Origin of the sequence: Hyphomicrobium sp., from assembly GCF_047600905.1 — a bacterium.
In the GTDB taxonomy this organism is placed as follows: Bacteria; Pseudomonadota; Alphaproteobacteria; order Rhizobiales; family Hyphomicrobiaceae; genus Hyphomicrobium_B.
Window position 1 is genome coordinate 2209932 of record NZ_JASGKD010000001.1, and the last position, 14562, is coordinate 2224493.

At 59.2% G+C, this 14562-nt stretch carries 10 protein-coding genes; all 10 read right to left on the reverse strand.

Annotated elements, in window-relative coordinates:
• Nucleotides 1-5 precede the first annotated feature (5 nt).
• Complete coding sequence (locus QM780_RS10685; protein ID WP_415070460.1) at nucleotides 6-1205, reverse strand: ABC transporter substrate-binding protein; 1200 nt, start codon at nucleotides 1203-1205, stop codon at nucleotides 6-8.
• 12 nt (nucleotides 1206-1217) lie between these two features.
• Nucleotides 1218-3026 (reverse strand): quinoprotein dehydrogenase-associated putative ABC transporter substrate-binding protein, encoded by a 1809-nt coding sequence (locus QM780_RS10690; RefSeq protein WP_415070461.1) that lies wholly within the window; start codon nucleotides 3024-3026, stop codon nucleotides 1218-1220.
• A gap of 142 nt (nucleotides 3027-3168) precedes the next feature.
• Nucleotides 3169-5076, reverse strand: coding sequence for a PQQ-dependent dehydrogenase, methanol/ethanol family (locus QM780_RS10695; protein WP_415070462.1), 1908 nt, complete (start codon nucleotides 5074-5076; stop codon nucleotides 3169-3171).
• A gap of 340 nt (nucleotides 5077-5416) precedes the next feature.
• Complete coding sequence (locus QM780_RS10700) at nucleotides 5417-6037, reverse strand: response regulator (protein ID WP_415070463.1); 621 nt, start codon at nucleotides 6035-6037, stop codon at nucleotides 5417-5419.
• Nucleotides 6034-7392, reverse strand: a complete 1359-nt coding sequence (locus tag QM780_RS10705) for a histidine kinase (RefSeq protein WP_415070464.1) — start codon at nucleotides 7390-7392, stop codon at nucleotides 6034-6036. The genes QM780_RS10700 and QM780_RS10705 overlap by 4 nt, the downstream gene beginning before the upstream one ends.
• Nucleotides 7393-7408: 16 nt before the next feature.
• On the reverse strand, nucleotides 7409-8389 hold the full coding sequence (locus tag QM780_RS10710; RefSeq protein WP_415070465.1) for a PQQ-dependent catabolism-associated beta-propeller protein: 981 nt from the start codon (nucleotides 8387-8389) through the stop codon (nucleotides 7409-7411).
• Between the two features lie 14 nt (nucleotides 8390-8403).
• The gene (locus QM780_RS10715) at nucleotides 8404-9606 is read right to left on the reverse strand and encodes an ABC transporter substrate-binding protein (protein WP_415070466.1); all 1203 of its coding nucleotides are present in this window, start codon (nucleotides 9604-9606) and stop codon (nucleotides 8404-8406) included.
• Between the two features lie 68 nt (nucleotides 9607-9674).
• Nucleotides 9675-10244: a c-type cytochrome gene (locus QM780_RS10720; RefSeq protein WP_415070467.1), complete on the reverse strand. Its 570-nt coding sequence runs from the start codon at nucleotides 10242-10244 to the stop codon at nucleotides 9675-9677.
• 133 nt (nucleotides 10245-10377) lie between these two features.
• Complete coding sequence (locus QM780_RS10725; RefSeq protein WP_415070468.1) at nucleotides 10378-12216, reverse strand: quinoprotein dehydrogenase-associated putative ABC transporter substrate-binding protein; 1839 nt, start codon at nucleotides 12214-12216, stop codon at nucleotides 10378-10380.
• Nucleotides 12217-12323: 107 nt separating this feature from the next.
• A complete protein-coding gene (locus tag QM780_RS10730) occupies nucleotides 12324-14204 on the reverse strand; it encodes a PQQ-dependent dehydrogenase, methanol/ethanol family (protein WP_415070469.1) in 1881 nt (626 codons plus the stop codon).
• Nucleotides 14205-14562 lie beyond the last annotated feature (358 nt).

Sequence of the window (14562 nt, forward strand, 5' to 3'; positions counted from 1 at the left end):
TTGCTTCAGCCTGGGCTCTTGCATTCGGTCTCGGGCGCATCGACGCCAAGCGTGTCCGTCAAATAGTTCTGGTGGAGGAAGCCTTCCTGCGGTGACATCGAGACGAGCGAGCGAGGGCCGGTCAGAATAATCGGTTGACGGAGTTGCCGGTCCCACGTTCGAAACGACATGCCTTGGCCCTTGAAACCGGCTACCTGGAAATTTTTCGACATCAGATATGCGCGCCAGCCCGCAACGTCCGTCTTTTGAGAACGGGTGACCGCTTCGCCAAATGCTCGCACTGCGAGCCATGACATGTAATCGCGTTCTGTCATCGCGCGCTTCGTCATGGCGGCAAATCGATTTTGCAGCTGGACGCCGCCGTATTGCTCGTACGAAGGATGCCAGGCGACGGCGACAAGGCCGTGAGTCCCCGCGACCGGCTTCGGGACGGATGTCCGCCAGAGCAAATATTCACCGAAGGTTTCTTCATTGTCGGCGACAAAGACCATGTCGTGGACGGGCGGCGACTGAGTCAACATCGGAATCTGCGCCTGGATCTGCTCGTGGCCCGTCTCTGACCGCCGGTTACCCGGATCGAAAACGATCGTGCGTTCCTCGGCAATGGCGCTACCGAACTTCTTCGCGGCCCGTTTCATGGCGGCTGCGTATTCAAGATCCTCTTTGGCGCTGCCTCTGAGCAAGAACCAGCGGTTCCAGCGCTTCCAGGCCATGTATTGTGCCAGCGCGTCCGCGCGCATGTTCCAACTCGGCGCAACATGAAAGACGTTATGGCGGCAATCCTTGCCGCGTAGATCGTCGTTGCTCGCGCGCGCATTTATGATGACGGCGTCGCGCGCTTCGGGAAGATCGGCGACGCGCAGAAGGTCGGCCGGCTCCAAGTCAGCGACGATCAGTTGCGTCTTTTGCAGAAGCTCCTTCGCATCGACGGCGATATCGCCGCCGCGTGCCGTGACCTTTTCGTCGAGATGATATGACTGATTGAGAAATCGGCCCGTGGCGAGATTGTCTTTGATGCCGAGACGCGCACCCTGGATACCCTGATCGGTCACGACCGGCTCAAGCAAAGAGATCGGTATGGGTTCAGGATAATCGCGACCGAGATAACCGATCTCGACGCTGAGAGCCGGAGGCGCGGCGGGAGTGGCGTTCGCAGCCGTGATCAAAGCAAACGGCAACACGAACGCGAGACGTCGGATACGCATCTTCACAGGATGTCACTGCGTCGTTTTCGTTTCGATACTCGAAGCTCCGGGCACCGAACTCATGAGGAATTTCAACGAACCGGATGCAGCTTCATTGCCCGCCTCGTTTGCGATGTCGAGGGCGGTTTTTCCCGCGGAAGACTTCATTTTTGCATCGGCGCCGGCGCGCAGGAGAAGCCCGATCATGGGCGCGTTGTTTTGGCCCGCTGCGATCATTAGAGCCGTGACGCCGTCCTTCGATTGCGCGTTCACATTTGCTCCGCGCTTGATCAATTCTTCGGCAAGTGCAAGCGGTGTCGGGCCCCGTGCCAACTGGCTGACCCGCTGCTGCGGCTGAAGTTGCGTCGCACACACCATGAGGGGTGTCAGCTTCTCGGGCCCTCCCGCAGCGTCGATCTTCGCGCCGGCGTCGATCAGCGCCTTGGCGGCGAAGAAATTGCCGTTCGAGAGCGCAATTTCGAGGGCCGTATAGCCCTTTTCCGTGCCTCTCTCGATATCGGCGCCGCGCTTTGCGAGAAGGTCGATAGAAGGCACATGATTGACGTTGATGGCGTGCTGCATGGCCGTCATGCCATCGCTATCCTCGGCATCGACTTTCGCTCCGGCGTCAAGCAGGATCTGCATGAGATCGGTGCGCCGAATGCTCGCCGCGGCGCCGAGCGGCAGCGCGCCCAGCTGATCGGGCTTGTTTACGTCGGCACCTTTCTCGATCAGGAATTTGACGCGATCGGCATCGGCGCCGACGATGGCGTTCATAAGCTCGGCGTTTACGTCGACGCCGTCCTTTAACCAGGCCTCCAGCCGCTCGCGCGTCACGATCTGGTCAGGCGCAGCGTCGGCACTTTTTTCCCTCGTCTTTTGGACAGTGAGGTAGCGCTGCTCATAGGCTTCGCCCTGCGCCTGCTGGAGAACGCCGTGGGACGGCAAAGTGCCTTCGACGACGCAGTTGGAGCATTGGACCAACGGCACGCCATAATCGCTCAGGATCTTGGCGATTTCGTCTTTGGCATCTTCCATTGCCATGTCGATCTTCAGCTTCAAGACGACGTCGGTGTTCTGCACGCCCCAGCCGAGCGAGAATTCGAGCGGCGTGTTGTCGATCATCATGTTGACGGGCTGAATGACGAGCGGATCACCCTTCTTCTTCAGCCATCCGGCAAATGGACCCCAAACGGCGGCGACGTCGATGGTGCCGTCGACGACGCGCTGAACCTGCCGCCACGGCTGCTTTTCGGGCTCGAGATCGGCATCGACGCTGACGATCTGGAGATCGACATTTTCCTTGATGCCATGATCGGCGAGCACCTGCCGCATCGCCGACTGCTGGAATACGCCGATCTTGAGCTGATGCAGGATCGGGTCGTCCATGCTCTTGATGTCGATGCCCTTATCCGATCGATAGGCGAGGACATAGGTGGAGCGATAGACCGGGATGGTCGTCAGCAGATCCGGATAGTCGGTCGGCATGCCGAGAAGAACCTGACACTCGTGGTTGTCGAACGTCTCGCGCGTCAGCCCCCGCTCGATATATGGCCGCCAGAAGAACGTAATATCGATGCCGAGTTTGCGGCCGACGGCGGCGGCGATCTTGTTTTCGAATCCTTCGCCCTTGTTGTCCGAGAGCGGCATATTGCCGGGATCGGCGCAGGCAACGAGTCGGGTCAACTGGAGCTTCTTGGCTTCTTCCTTGGCGGCGGAAAGCTCGGCCGAGGTCAGCTGATCGAACGGCTTCGATTTCAGATAGCTCAGATCCCGCGCGTACGTCGGCGAATCCGTGAGGGAGAGGAGTCCGAGCAAGAAGAGAAGTTTGGCGCCACGCATCATTGGACCTCTGACGGTCTTGTTGGCCGCGCCGCCATCAAACGTGCGCAGCGAGAAGCAAATTACGGTTCTTGGAAAGGAATTGGCGTCCGGGCCGTTGCCGGTCCGGACGCCGTTATCGTGTGTGCGGCAACATCATGCCTTACGGATAGACGCGGAAGGTCGTCAGCACGCCGCCCTGCGGGATCTTGTCGAGGCCGGCGGCTTTCGCCATCGCGGTCGCGCCGATCGCGCCGAACTTGTCGTCCATGTCGAGGCCCGCTGTGACCGGGATGCCGATCCAGCCGCCGAGGCCGGCGAAGACCGAGACGTATTCCTTGTCTCCAACCTTCCAGGCGATCGGGTTGCCGATGATGCCGGATGCCAGCTTGCGTTCCCACAGGACCTTGCCGGTGTTGCGGTCAACGGCGCGGAACTGGCCACCGTTCGAGCCGTAGAACATCAGGCCGCCGGCCGTATTGAGCGTTCCCGACCAGTTCGGATACGGATCCGGAATTTCCCAATCAGCCTTGCCGGTCAAAATGTCGAACTTCTTGACCTTGCCAGTCACGCCGGGCTTTTCCGGATACATGTAAACGTTGGCGAAGACGTACACAGTGCCCTGCTGGGTGTGCGTGCGGTCCTGCGGTTCGTCTTCCATGCACCAGTTGTTGGTCGGGACGTAGAACTTGGTCGGGTCAGCGGGATCGACCGATGCCGGCTGCTGATCCTTGCCGCCCATCGCCGACGGGCAAGCCTGGACGTTGCGGTGACGCTCGAACGGCGAGTGCTCGTAGACCTTGATCGGACGGCCGGTCTTGAGATCGACCTTCTCGGCCCAGTTCACGGTCACGAACTTGTTGGCGCGCAGCAGCGTGCCGTCATCGCGGTTCAAGACGTAGTTGAAGCCGTTACGGTCGAAGTGGACGAGGATGTCCTGCTTCTTGCCGTCGACGTCGACGTCATCGACGAGAATGTTCTCGTTGACGCCGTCGTAGTCCCACTGATCGAACGGTGTCATCTGATAGGCCCAGGCGACGGTGCCGTCTTCGACGTGGCGGGCGAAGATGGTCATCGACCACTTGTTGTCCCACTTGCCGTTGTTGCATTCGTCGTGGGTCGCGGCACCGCAGCGATAGGACGGGCTCCAGTGACCGGGGTTGCCCGTCGACCAGTAGACCAGCTTGCGCTTGGGATCATAGCTGCCCCATGCCCAGTATGAACCGCCACCGATTTTCCATTCGCCACCATTCGTAGACGGATAGCTCGAAACGCCGATGTCATGTCCGAAGGTGCCGTACTCCGGATGGTTCTTGTTCGTCTCGGGCGTCAGGCAGACGTCCTTGTCGGGGCCATTCGAGTGGCATTTCCACACGACTTTGCCGGTCTTGATGTCGTATGCGGTCAGGCGCCCGCGAGCGGCGAATTCGTCACCACCAAAACCGGCGATCACGAGGTTCTCCGCAATGAGCGTCGGACCGGTGATCGTCTCACCGCGCTCGGGATAAGCGTGCTTGACGACCCACACTTCCTTACCCGTGCTCGCGTCGAGGGCAATCACGAAGCCGTCGAGCGTATGATAGATGACCTTGCCATCGGCGTAGTTGACACCGCGATGAACTGTATCGCAGCAGGCGCGGGGAACGGCCGTCTCATCGCGGTCGGTCTTCTTGACATAGTTCCAGACCTGAACCGGATTATCCGGATCCGATAAGTCGAGAGCCTGCAAGATATTGCACTGTGCCATGTTCGGGCAGCCCGATGAGAAATACATCATCGGCTTGCCGTTATGGATGACGACGATCGGCTGGCCTTCGTGCCCGCGCAGCGCGCCGGTCGATTGAGCCCAAGCCATCTGCAGCTTATCGACGTTGCCGGTGTTGATGTCGGACAACGGCGAATGCCGCGTCAGAGCAAGGTCGCGGCCGGGAGCCGGCCAAAGATTAGGGTTCTTCGCTTCTTCCGCGATTTGGTCCGAACCGCTTTCGGCAAAGCTTGGCACAACGGCAGCGCTGCACAGGAGTGCCACCGCAAGCCCGCCCGCCCACAGGAACGATTTCCTGAAGCTCATGGGTTTTCCTCTCCATCCGTTCCGATACATGCGCCTGCCTTGGCCACCGACGGCGTGAACGCCGGTTCGCGTTGAGATCGCGGCCACGCGAGCAAAAGCGAGTTGCGCTGCATCATTGGCGTCATGCGAGTTCTCTTAAGCTTGTTGAACCGCTGCGGAGCTTCGCCTGACAAAAGTGCGGAGGATGGTAAGAAAACTCGGAGGACGGAGTTTTCGTACCACCCAACCGCAAGCGTGGCAGCGAGACACTAGGTGTCAGTTACCCAGCGCTCTACGGGATGATTTCCCGATGTTTTTTGTCTGCCTTCCCATTACCGCGGGCAGCGAAACCGCACATTTCTCAGGTCTTGCGCATTTCGAGAGCCATACGGATCAAATCAGCCGTGCGCTCGACGGCGAGCTTGCTTTTCATGAGGCTGCAAGCGTTGGCGACCGTCTTGTAGGCGACCCCCAGCGTGGACGCGATGGCGGAAAGACTCTTGCCTTCTCCCAACAGGCGCAGGATTTCGATCTCGCGCATCGTGAGACGCTCGAGCAAATCGCCGCCGCCGGAGAACTGCTTCATCGCCAGATCGGTGGCGATTTCGCGCTCGACATATCTTTTGCCTTCGGCGACGCGCAGCACGGCCGCGATCAGTTCCTCGGCGGACGCAGCCTTGGAGATATAACCCCGTGCGCCCGCCTGCAGCGCTCTCGCCGCATAGATCGCTTCTGCGTGCATACTGAGCATCAAGACTTTGGCGTTCGGATTTTCGATCAGGAATCGCTTCAAGAGCTCTAGCCCACTCGATCCTGCAAGGCTGATATCGAGCACGACGACATCGGGACTTTGCTGACGGAAGACGGTCAGCGCCTGGTAGCTTGTCGCAGCTTCGTAAATATCGGCGCCGGGAATCGCGGAGAGCAGCCGGCGGACGCCTTCCCGCACCAGAACATGATCGTCGACGAGTAGGATCTTCATAGTGCGAGCGTGCCTGCCTTTGATGGTTCGAACAATTCGTGCGCTACGTCGGGTCTGCGAAAGCGCGCTTCGACTGCCGTGCCTTTGCCGTCAGTACGGTTGCCGACACTGAAGACACCGCGCTTCGACGTCACGCGCTCTCGCATTCCGGTCAATCCGTGGCCGGCGCGGTTTGATTTGAGACCACCGCCGTCATCGACGACACGGACAGTCAATCCGACGGCGTCTACGATCACGCTTGCCTCTATCAAAGTCGTATTTCCGTGCCGCACGGCATTGCTGATGCTTTCTTGGATAATGCGGTAGACGACAGCGTCGAGATCGGCACCGACACCGCCTTCGGGGATCGCCGTGATGATTTTCAAATCGGGCTTTCGGGCCGTCCAAAACTCGACCAAGCGTTGTACGGCGGCCTCGAGTCCGAGATCTTCGACCGTTCCGGTTCGCAATCGTCCGAGGATCTGCAGAACTCGCCTCTGGCTGAGGCTGATCGCCTCTCGGATCGATTCCAACCGTTCGGCGACATCCCGGCGCGCTTCTTCACCCAGTGCATTTTGCACGGCGGCAGCATCGAGCCCGACTGAAAACAGCAGCGGGCCTATTTCGTCGTGAAGATCGCGGGCAAGCTCGGCGCGCTCCTCTTCCTGGACGGAAGACAGCTGCTCTTCGAGCAACGTGTTGGACGCTTCCGCCTTTTCGAGTTGGGCCGCCATATGATTGAACACGCTCGTGACGGCGCGAATATCGCGCGGACCTTTCTCTTCCAGGCGGGTGCTGAAATCGCGGTCGGCAGCCAGAGATAGTGCGCGCGTCAATTGCTCCAGCGGCCTCAATTCGCGGCCGACGGTCCAATAAATGAGTGCGCTGACAAGGCTCGCCAATATTCCTATGAGCAAGAGGCTATTGCCGAGATCTTCCCAGACCTCCTGTACTTCGTTGCGCGGATCGGTCTCGAGGAGAAGGCCCGTATAACCTCGAATGCTTGGGGGCAGCGGCACGCGCGCCGACTCTGTCGGCCCTGCCAGCAGATTGTAGAACCAGTCCGGGGCGGGATCATCCGGGGTCTCCAGATGAGATTGCACGACGCTATCGCCGCTCGTATCGATGATCGATACCATGAGATGGCGTCCGCCGTTAAACTGCTCGATGATACCGATGAGCGAATGATAGGGATTGGGCGAACCATCGAGCGCGGTTACGCCGTCTTTCAGCACCTGCTCGCCGACGACAAAGGCCGAATGCAGTTCGGTTTGAATTTTGGCAGCGGCGCGCCAATACGTCGTCAAAGCGCCAACAACGAGGCTCAGCGCGAGAACGAGCGCGACGTTCAGCAGCAGGCGTTGGCGCAGTGACATGGCGTTGCGTTTCACCTCAAGGTTTTATCACCAATCCCCACGGCAAGCGGCCGACGGGGATTGATTTCTCTGCCTTCAGCGTTGCGACATCGATCACCGTCACGTCATTTGAAAGTCCGTTGGCGGTAAAGAGTTTCGAGCGGTCGGCATTGAAGTCCATGTGCCAGGGGCGCTGCCCGACCAGAATGAAATTCGTCGTTTGATACGTCGCGGTATCGATGACCGCCACGCGGTTGGCGCGGCCCAACGCTACGAAAGCGCGTTTGCCATCGGCGCTGAACTGCACACCCATCGGCTGAACCAGTTCGGCGCGCACGCCCGGGATCTCGAAGGTCAGCCTTTTTTTGACTTTGCGAGCGGTTGCGTCGATGACGGAAACCGTGCCGCCGACCTCGGCGGTGACCCAGACTTCCTTGCCGTCGGGCGTATAGCGGGCGACGCGCGGCCGGGTATCGACGAGGACGTTGGCGACGACCTTCATCGACTTGATGTCGATGAAATGCGCCATGCTGGTCGATTCAGAGGTTGCTACGACAATCGCGTCATCCGGCGAAACCGCCATGCCTTCCGGTTCGACGCCGATCTGAATTTCGCCGCGCACCGATCCGTCGGCGGCGTTGATGACCGTCACCATGCCGTCGTCCTCGTTGGCGATGTAAATGAACTTTCCGGCATGGTCGATATCGAGGAGTTCCGGGTCGGGGCCTGACGTTTCATGCGTGCTTGTGATCTCGAAAGTCGTCGTATCCATCACGTCGAGACGGTTGTCGTCTCCAGCGCAGATGAAGAGGGTTTTGTGATCCGGTGACAGGACCATGCCTCTGGGTCGCTTGCCGACGGGCACCGTCTTGATGACTTTCAGGGCATCAATGTCGAGGATGGTGATGGTGTTGTCTTTTTCATTGCTGACGAACGCAATGCCGGCGGCGGCTGGGCCGCAAAACAGCAGGAGGGCGAAAAGAGAGGCAAGGATCGAGCCTGTTGTCTTGTTTTTCATGGATCTGTCGCTCGTCAGTTTCTTTGCACACACTTCGATTCCGGTTCGTCGTAGCCGAGCGTATCGGTGAGATACTTCGGATGCAGAAAGCCGTCCTGCGGGGAGATCGACACCAGCGCGCGGGGACCAGCGAGCAATATCGGCTGTCGCAATTGACGGTCCCAACGGCGGAAATTCATGCCTTGGGATTTAAACCCCGCGACCTCGAACTTGTCCGACATCAGATAATCGCGCAGCGTTTTAGGATCGGCCGAATTCGTCCGCGTCACGGCCTCGCCGAAGGCTCGCACCGCGAGCCACGCAGAATAGTCACGCTCCGTCATGACGCGCCCAACCTTCCGTTCGAAGCGGTTCTGCATCTGGGTCGCGGCGCTTTCCTCGTAGGAGCGATGCCAGGAAACGGCGACTAGGCCGTGCGTGCCCGCGACAGGCCGGGGCTCGAACGTGTTGAACAGAAGGTAGTCGCCGAAGCTCTCTTCGACGTCGGCGACAACGATGACGTCGTAATTGCCAAGATTTTGCGTGAGCACCGGCATTTGCGACTGGATTTGCTGGTGACCGGTATCCGTTCGCCGCGAACCCGCCACGTAAGCATACGTCTTCTCACCGACGATTTTGGCGCCGAACCGCTTAGCGGCGCGGCGGACCGCGTCGGCGTAATCCTTGTCTTTCGGCCTCTCGCCGGAAATCAGCGCCCACTTCTGCCATCGCTTCCAGACCAGGAACTGGCCCAGCGCATCGGCGCGCATCGCCCAATCCGGCGGAATATGAAAGACGTTCTTTCGACATTCCTCATTGCGAAGCCGCACGTCGCTCGAACGAATATTGAAAATTATGGCCGTGCGCGCCTCGGGAAGATCCGCGACCGCAAGGAGATCGGCGGGCTCCAAGTCCGCAACGATCAGCGAAACGCCGGATTTCAAAAGCTCCAGCGCCTTGGGCCGGATATCTTCGCTTTCCGGGATAATGTCTTCGATGAGCGAATATTTCTGACCGATCAATCGACCGGTCATATTGTCTTCCATCAAGCCGACGCGTGCGCCCTGGATGCCCTTATCGTTGTAGATCTTATCGACGAGCGAGAGCGGCTCGGCTTCTTCGTACGATTTGCCAAGGTAGCCAATTTTGACGTCCAAGACCGCTTGAGCGGCGTCCCCGGCCGGAGCATCTTCGCTCCTGCCGGGGCTTGCCAAAAACGTCATCAAGACTGCGAGCACGAGCGCGATCCCATTGCAAGAATGCGACCAGATCAAGCGGGCGCGCCCCGTGCCTCTTTCGCGCCTCGTCACCAGTTCCTCTTGCTGCCTTTGTAGAGCGAGTGGACGAACGCGATGATCTTCCAAAGTTCATCGTCGTCTTTGATCAATTCGCCGAACGGCGGCATCGGGCCGACGACGCCTTCCTGGCCTTTGCGGCTGAGGCCATAGGTCTTCTGCAGCGATTGGCTGCCGTGCGAGACGAGACGGAACAGAATGTCGTCGTCGCTACCGTAGACCCAGGTTTCGTTCGTCAGCGGCGGGCACATGCCGCCGCCGCCACCGCCACCGTGGCAGCCGTTGCAGCTATAGGAGAAAAACAGCTTTTTGCCCGCTTCGATCATCTCGGGATTATCGGTGTAGGGATTTTTCATCGTCCCCAGCGGATTGGCCTTGTCGACATCGAGCGGCGGCTTGTGGGTTATTTCGGTCGGCTTCTTTGCCTTGAATTCCGCGTAGGCTTTGGCCGCGGCTGCCTTTGCAGCTGCCTCGGGGTCGTCGTCATCGTCGGCGCGCACGATGTGTGTCGAGGCGACCAACGCCGCCGCTCCAAACATGAGCGCGGCGGCGAGCACAAAAAACCAATTCCGATTTCTCACGAGCCGATCCTTCCGTTGCGTATTGAACTGAGCCAAAATTCCAAGCGTCTAGCTGCGGTTGACCGCTGACGAGTTCCCATTTACCGCGTTCAGCATTGCCGAAAATTCCCAAAATTGTTCACGGCGGCGCGGCTCAGTTGCTTCCGGCCTGCGAGAGAAGATTGAGCAAGCTGACAACCGAAGAATTCCCGTTTGCGCGGGCAAGATCGGCCGCCGTCTGGCCCTGAGGCGATTTGAATTTCTGATCGGCGCCCGATTGCACGAGAAGGCCGACAATCGGTGCATTGTTGTGCGCCGCGGCGAGCAGAAGCGCGCTCACACCGGAACCGGAGACGTCGTTGACGCGGGCGCCCTTGGCGATCATCTCTCGTGCGACTTCGAGCAGTCCGGGATCGCCTGGATTGACCTTTTCGATGCGCGAGGTTCCGGCGCTCAACGTCAGTTCGCGATCTTCCGAGCCGGCGACAAGCATCAGCGGTGTCAGCTTGGCCTGCCCATCAGCCGTTTCCACGTCCGCTCCGGCATCGATGAGCGCGATGGCCGCCTTGTATTTGCTTTCCAGAATTGCCAGCGCCAGTGGTGTGACGCCTGTCGGCGTCCGCGCTTCGAGATTGGCTCCGTGGGAAGCAAGAGCCTGCACGGCTACGGGCGAATCCCTGAGTATCGCGTGCTGCAGAGGTGTATAACCGTCCCTGTCCTTGACATTGACATCCGCTTTTCGTGCAGCAAGGACGTCGATGACCTTGGCGTTCTCATTTCTTGCCGCGACGTGAAGCGGCGCATAGCCCTCAGTGTCCAGTTTGTTGATGTCGGCGCCTTTATCGATAAGAAAGGAGATGCGCTCGATGTCGTTCGCTAGAACCGCGTTGGACAGTTCCTGATTGATGTCGGCGCCGTTCTTGAGCCAGTCTTCCAACCGTGCGCGGTCGACTTTCTGATCCGGCGCGATCGCGGCATGCGGTACGCTCTCGTCATCGACGGGCTTCGTATACGTTCCGTGCGAGGGCAGATCGCCGGCCACGAAGCAGCGGCTGCATTGGACCAGCGGCACGCCATAATCGCGCAGGATCTTCTCGATCTCGGCCTTCTTGGCTTCAAGCGCCAGATCGAATTTGTATTTCAAGATCCAATCGATCTTTCTGAGACCGATCGCGAGATCGAATTCGAGCGGGACGTCGTCCTCGTCGAGATTCACGGGTTGGACGACGAGAGGCGCACCCTTCATCGTCTTGAGCCATCCTGCGAACGGGCCCCAGACCGCCGCGACGTCGAGCTTGCCGTCGATGACGTCCTGGACCTGTCGCCAAGGCTGGGCCGCGGGGTCGAGATCGGCATTATGGCTCACGACGTGAAGCGAGACGTTGTCGCGAATGCCGCGCTCCGCGAGCGCCATGCGGATACCGGACGTTTGATACGTTCCGATCGAGAGCTTCTTGAGCTGCGGGTCGTCGAGATTTTTGATCTTCAGACCGCGGTCGCTGCGATAAGCGAGAACGTATGTGGTGCGATAGATCGGCTCGGTTTCAAGCACGCGTTCGAAGCCGGTCGGAAGATCCAGAAGAACGTCGCAGTCGCCGGATTCGAATGTCTGGCGGGTAATTCCGCGTTCCAGATACGGGCGCCAGAAATAGGTGACATAGGTCCCCATTTCGGCGGCCAAGAGTTCGATGATCTTGTTCTCATAGCCGGCGCGATTGATATCGGAGAGAGGCAGATTGCCCGGATCGCCGCAAACCCGAAGCGCCGAAACCTGCCGCTGTATGGCGGCCTTTTTCAACGCATTGTGGTCGGCCGAGGTGAGCGGGATCTGTGCTTCGAGATGAGCGAGCGCCGTATCGAGGCGGACCTTATCTTTATCCGTCAATGCTTCGTCGGCGGCCACGCGATTTGCGTCCGAGATCATCGTTACCGTGAGCGAAGCCACCAGCAACAGGAGAACGCGAAAAGAAATCGCGGCTCGGTAACAAGCCATTGGGTACTCTCGATGTGTTTATGTCGATGCTGCGGGGCCATTCCCGTCATCGGCAACGGCACCCGGCGAAAATCGCCGAGTGCCGCCCGAAGTCTACGGAAGGTGCCTTATTCCATCACGCGGAACGTGAAGAGCGTTCCAGCTTGAGGGATCTTGTCGAGATTGGCAGCCTTGGTCATTGCAGTCGCGCCGATCGCACCGAACTTGTCGTTGAGATCGAGGCCCGCCGTCACCGGAACGCCAATCCAGCCGCCGATACCCGAGAGAATGGAGACATATTGCTTGCCGCCAACCTTGTAGGTGATCGGATTGCCGATGATGCCGGATGCCAGCTTGCGTTCCCACAGCACCTTGCCGGTGTTGCGATCGACAGCGCGGAAGTCACCGCCGAGCGAGCCGTAGAACATCAGGCCGCCGGCCGTGTTGAGCGTGCCGCCCCAATTCGGATAGGGATCGGGAATTTCCCAATCGGTCTGTCCGGTCAGGACGTCGAACTTCTTGATCTTACCGGTCACGCCCGGCTTCTCGGGGAACATGTAGACATTGGCGAACACGTAGACCGTGCCCTGCTGCGTGTGGCTACGTTCCTGCGGCTCGAGTTCCATGCACCAGTTGTTGGTGGGGCAATAGAACTTGTTCGGTTCGGCAGGATCGACCGAGCAGGGCTGCTGGTCTTTGCCGCCCATCGCCGACGGGCAGGCATTGACGTTGCGACCGCGCTCAAGCGGCGAGTGCTCGCGCACTTTCACCGGACGGCCCGTCTTGAGATCGATCTTTTCGGCCCAGTTCACCGTCACGTACTTGTTGGCGCGCAGCAGCGTGCCGTCGGTACGATCAAGAACGTAGTTGAAGCCGTTACGATCGAAGTGAACGAGAGTTTTGCGATCCTTGCCATCAACGTTCATGTTGACGAGGATGTTCTCGTTGACGCCGTCATAGTCCCATTGATCGAAAGGCGTCATCTGATAGGCGAACACCGCCTCGCCAGTTTCCACCTTGCGCCCGAAGATCGTCATCGACCACTTGTTGTCGAATTCTCCGGAGTTGCATTCTTCGTGCGTTTTCTTCGAGCAGCGATATGACGGGCTCCAAAGACCAGGGTTGCCGGTCGAATAGTAGACCATCTTCAGTTCGGGATCGTAGCTGAACCAGCCCCATGCCGAGCCGCCGCCGATCTTCCAATCATTGCCGACGTGCGTGTGGATGCCGAGATCCTTTCCGGCCGTTCCGTAATGCGGGTTGGCCTTATTGGTATCGGCCGTCAGGCAGACGTCCTTGTCGGAGCCGGTCGAATAGCACTTCCAAACCTGCTTACCGGTTTTCAAGTCGTAGGCGTTGACGCGGCCGCGCGCAGCAAACTCGTCGCCGCCGAAGCCGATAATCACGAGGCCGTCCGCAATGAGCGGCGCGTTCGTGATCGTTTCACCTTTCTCAGGCCATGCGTGCTTCACGACCCAGACTTCCTTGCCGGTCTGAGCGTCGAGAGCGACGACGAAGCCGTCGAGTGTTCCGAATACGACCTTGCCGTCGGCGTAGACCGGACCGCGGTTGACGGTATCGCAACATGCCCGCGGAACGGCCGTCTCGTCACGGTCGGTCTGCTTGACATAGTTCCAGATCTGTTTGGGATGATCGGGATCGGATAGGTCCAGCCCCTGTACGATGTTGCACTTCGACATTTCCGGGCAACCCGATACGAAGAACATCATCGGCTTGCCGCCAACGTCGCTGATCACGACAGGCTGGCCTTCGTGACCGCGAAGCGCGCCCGTCGATTGCGACCAGACCATCTGCAGCTTGGAAACGTTTTCAGTGTTGATGTCACTGAGAGGGCTGTGGCGCGTCAGTGCATTATCGCGGCCTGCGGACGGCCACTCGTTCGGATCTTGTGCGAGTTTTGTCACTTCATCGTCGGCGAACGCTGGCATCGACAATGCGACCAGCGCAGCAAGTATTCCCCCCGCCCAGCGGAGCGAATTCATCCTCATGGCTTCTTCCTCCTAGCCTGCTTCTTTCTCACTTCCCGCGTTTCGCGGAACGTGAGACGGCCTTCGTGCCGGCTTGGACGTTGGGCAAATCACTATCGTTTCCGCTGGTGGCCCAGCGGAGCGAAAAATATGAATTGCACTGCAAACGCTTTATCCGGTCTTGGTCTCTCGATGATCGCGCAGAACGCGACCTCCGGCTGATGGTCAGCACACCCACGCTAATGATCAAAATTTTCCTCAGCCATGGGATCAGTTCCCAGTGCTTCTAGGAAGAGTTCCTCTTCACGCTGATGTGATGATATCACCTATCGAAAGACGTTCGGCGGACACCTACGCGCCGCTTCGCTAAGCGGAAAAG

What these genes read in the sequence shown, in the direction of transcription:
- QM780_RS10685 (WP_415070460.1), bottom strand. Translation starts at nt 1,205, where the DNA reads ATGCGTATCCGACGTCTCGCGTTCGTGTTGCCGTTTGCTTTGATCACG.
- QM780_RS10690 (WP_415070461.1), bottom strand. Translation starts at nt 3,026, where the DNA reads ATGCGTGGCGCCAAACTTCTCTTCTTGCTCGGACTCCTCTCCCTCACG.
- QM780_RS10695 (WP_415070462.1), bottom strand. Translation starts at nt 5,076, where the DNA reads ATGAGCTTCAGGAAATCGTTCCTGTGGGCGGGCGGGCTTGCGGTGGCA.
- QM780_RS10700 (WP_415070463.1), bottom strand. Translation starts at nt 6,037, where the DNA reads ATGAAGATCCTACTCGTCGACGATCATGTTCTGGTGCGGGAAGGCGTC.
- QM780_RS10705 (WP_415070464.1), bottom strand. Translation starts at nt 7,392, where the DNA reads ATGTCACTGCGCCAACGCCTGCTGCTGAACGTCGCGCTCGTTCTCGCG.
- QM780_RS10710 (WP_415070465.1), bottom strand. Translation starts at nt 8,389, where the DNA reads ATGAAAAACAAGACAACAGGCTCGATCCTTGCCTCTCTTTTCGCCCTC.
- QM780_RS10725 (WP_415070468.1), bottom strand. Translation starts at nt 12,216, where the DNA reads ATGGCTTGTTACCGAGCCGCGATTTCTTTTCGCGTTCTCCTGTTGCTG.
- QM780_RS10730 (WP_415070469.1), bottom strand. Translation starts at nt 14,204, where the DNA reads ATGAGGATGAATTCGCTCCGCTGGGCGGGGGGAATACTTGCTGCGCTG.